Origin of the sequence: Collinsella sp. TF07-1, from assembly GCF_003437235.1 — a bacterium.
GTDB lineage: Bacteria > Actinomycetota > Coriobacteriia > Coriobacteriales > Coriobacteriaceae > Collinsella.
In genome coordinates, this window is sequence record NZ_QSRV01000052.1 from 1 (window position 1) to 2,703 (window position 2,703).

3 protein-coding genes are annotated in these 2,703 nt (G+C 61.2%); 1 reads left to right on the top strand and 2 read right to left on the bottom strand.

The genetic code is table 11. The features are described from left to right. The coding region (locus DXC67_RS10440) for a helix-turn-helix transcriptional regulator (RefSeq protein ID WP_199410737.1) at positions 1 to 294 on the top strand (294 nt) is incomplete at its 5' end. A 133-nt stretch (positions 295 to 427) separates the two neighbouring features. Here the strand turns inward: DXC67_RS10440 and groL are convergent. Both groL and groES read right to left on the bottom strand, forming a co-directional pair. Next, the gene (gene groL, locus DXC67_RS10195; RefSeq protein WP_022094352.1) at positions 428 to 2,065 is read right to left on the bottom strand and encodes a chaperonin GroEL; all 1,638 of its coding nucleotides are present in this window, start codon (positions 2,063 to 2,065) and stop codon (positions 428 to 430) included. Between the two features lie 96 nt (positions 2,066 to 2,161). Continuing rightward, the gene (gene groES, locus DXC67_RS10200) at positions 2,162 to 2,455 is read right to left on the bottom strand and encodes a co-chaperone GroES (RefSeq protein ID WP_022094351.1); all 294 of its coding nucleotides are present in this window, start codon (positions 2,453 to 2,455) and stop codon (positions 2,162 to 2,164) included. Positions 2,456 to 2,703 lie beyond the last annotated feature (248 nt).

The window sequence follows — 2,703 nt, forward strand, 5'->3', positions numbered from 1 at the left end:
GTGGCCAGGGAGGCGTACCGGGCGCTGATGCACCCGCACGAGATCAGGAGGCCCGAGGACGCCTCGGAGCTCGTGGCGGCCAGGCGCGCGGCGAAGGTCAGCCAGGTGAGGGCGGCGTCCATATTGGGAACCAGCGAGAAGTACATCTCGATGCTGGAGAGGGGCCAAAGGGAGCTCAAGCCCATAAGGAGGGCCTACGAGGCATGGGTCGAGGCCGGACTTCCGCTCGATTGGGACAGGCGGGCCTTCGAGGCCGAGCGCAAAATGGATTTTAAAAAACACCTTGCCAAATAGGAGCGTCAGGACGCAAAGAGGCTCCGCAGCGCGAAGCGCGATGCGGAGCCTCTTTGCATGTCCGAGGACGTTCCGGAGAGAAGCCCCCGTCACGCCCCCGGATTCCCGGTGGGAGTTCTAGACCTTGTCGGCCTTAGTACATACCGCCGCCCTGCTGACCAGCGGTAGCAGCAGCGATAGCGTCCTCAAGCTGAGTGTTCTTGGGCACATCGGAGACGGTGGCCTCGGTGATGAGAATCAGGCTGGCGACAGAAGCAGCGTTCTGCAGGGTGACGCGGCTAACCTTGACGGGGTCGAGGACGCCCATCTCGATCATGTCGCCCCACTCGCCGTTGGCAGAGTTGAGACCCTGGCCGGCGGGCAGCTCGGCAACCTTGTCGACCACGACAGCGCCCTCAAAACCAGCGTTCTTGGCGATGGTAGCGACCGGAGCGGTCAGAGCCTTCTTGACGATGTCGACACCGATCTTCTCCTCGGGGTCGTCAAGCTCAACGGCGTCGAGCGCAGGAGCAGCGTCCATGAAGGCGACGCCGCCACCGGCGACAATGCCCTCCTCGACAGCAGCGCGGGTTGCCTGCAGGGCGTCCTCGACGCGGTGCTTGATCTCCTTGAGCTCGGACTCGGTAGCAGCGCCGACCTTGATGACGGCAACGCCACCGGAGAGCTTGGCCAGGCGCTCCTGGAGCTTCTCACGGTCGAAGTCAGAGGTGGTGTTCTCCATCTCACCCTTGATCTGAGCGATACGAGCGTCGATGGCCTCCTTGGAGCCAGCACCACCGACGACGACGGTGTTGTCCTTGGAGATGGTGACGGACTTAGCGGTACCGAGCATATCGGCGGTGATGTCAGCAACCTTCACGCCCAGCTCGTCCAGGGCGGCCTGACCACCGGTGAGGACGGCGATGTCCTCGAGGATGCGCTTGCGGCGATCGCCGTAGCCCGGGGCCTTGACGGCGCAGACGTTGAGAGCGCCACGGATCTTGTTGAGGACCAGGGTCGGCAAAGCCTCGCCGTCGATGTCCTCAGCGATGATGAGCAGGCCACGGCCAGCGCGCTGGACAGCCTCGAGAACAGGCATGATGTCCTGGACGCTGGAGATCTTCTGGTCGGTGATGAGGATGTACGGATCCTTCATCACGGCCTCCATGCGGTCGTTATCCGTGACGAAGTAAGCGGAGACGTAGCCCTTGTCGAACTGCATGCCCTCGACGGTGTCGATGGTAATGTCGAACGTCTGGGAATCCTCGACGGTGATGACGCCGTCCTTGCCCACGACCTCCATGGCCTCGGCGATCTTCTCGCCGACCTCGGGGTCACCGGCGGAGATGGTACCGACGGAAGCAATCTGCTCCTTGGTCTCGACCGGCTTGGCCTGCTTCTTCATCTCGGCGACGGCGGCGTTGACGGCCTTGTCGATGCCGCGACGGATGGCCAGCGGGTTGGCGCCAGCGGCGACGTTGCGCAGACCGTCGTTGACGATGGCTTGAGCGAGCAGGGTTGCGGTGGTGGTGCCGTCACCCACGGTGTCGTTGGTCTTGGTGGCGACCTCCTTCACCAGCTGGGCACCCATGTTCTCGATGTTGTCCTCGAGCTCAATCTCCTTGGCGACGGAAACGCCGTCGTTGGTGATGGTCGGGGCACCAAACGTGCGCTGCAGAGCAACGTAGCGACCCTTGGGGCCCATGGTGACGGTAACGGCGTCGGCCAGAGTGTTGACACCCTTGGCGAGCTTAGCGCGGGCATCGGTGTTGAACGTAATGTTCTTTGCCATGGTAGGTAATCCTCCAAAAGAAACGTGACTCGCGTCGCCGCTTCCGAGTCCTATGCGGCGGGCGCGTTCAAAGACGAATCAGAGATTCTGACGAGACTAGGCCTCGACAACAGCGTAGATGTCGTCGGCGCGCATCAGCAGATACTTCTCGCCGTCGACCTTGACCTCGTTGCCACCGAACTTACCGTAGATGACAACGTCACCGACCTTGACGTCCATGGGGATGCGCTCACCCTTGTCGTTGACCTTGCCAGCGCCAACGGCAACGATGGTGCCGCGCTGCGGCTTCTCCTGAGCGTTGCTGGCGATATACAGACCAGAAGCGGTCTTCTGCTCGGCCTCGTCGGGCTTGACCAGAACACGATCTGCAAGCGGCTTCAAAGACGACATGCTTGTCTCCTCCTTTTTGGGCCGCGCGGTTATACCACGCGAATTAACCCTTTTTGTTTGCGTACGCGTTGAATGGTACCCACGAATGGCGGGTTATACAACATGGAGTCAAAAAATCTTATTTTTTGACACTTAGATTTTCTGAATGCCAGGGGATAACTTAGCGGTGGCTCCCGGGGCGGACCGGAGGGCATGAAGTTTGCTGCTCTACAGTCCTGCGCAAGACGGAAAGCACATTAAGTGCTTTC

Coding starts and splice junctions, on each gene's coding strand:
- groL (WP_022094352.1), bottom strand. CDS start 2,065: ATGGCAAAGAACATTACGTTCAACACCGATGCCCGCGCTAAGCTCGCC.
- groES (WP_022094351.1), bottom strand. CDS start 2,455: ATGTCGTCTTTGAAGCCGCTTGCAGATCGTGTTCTGGTCAAGCCCGAC.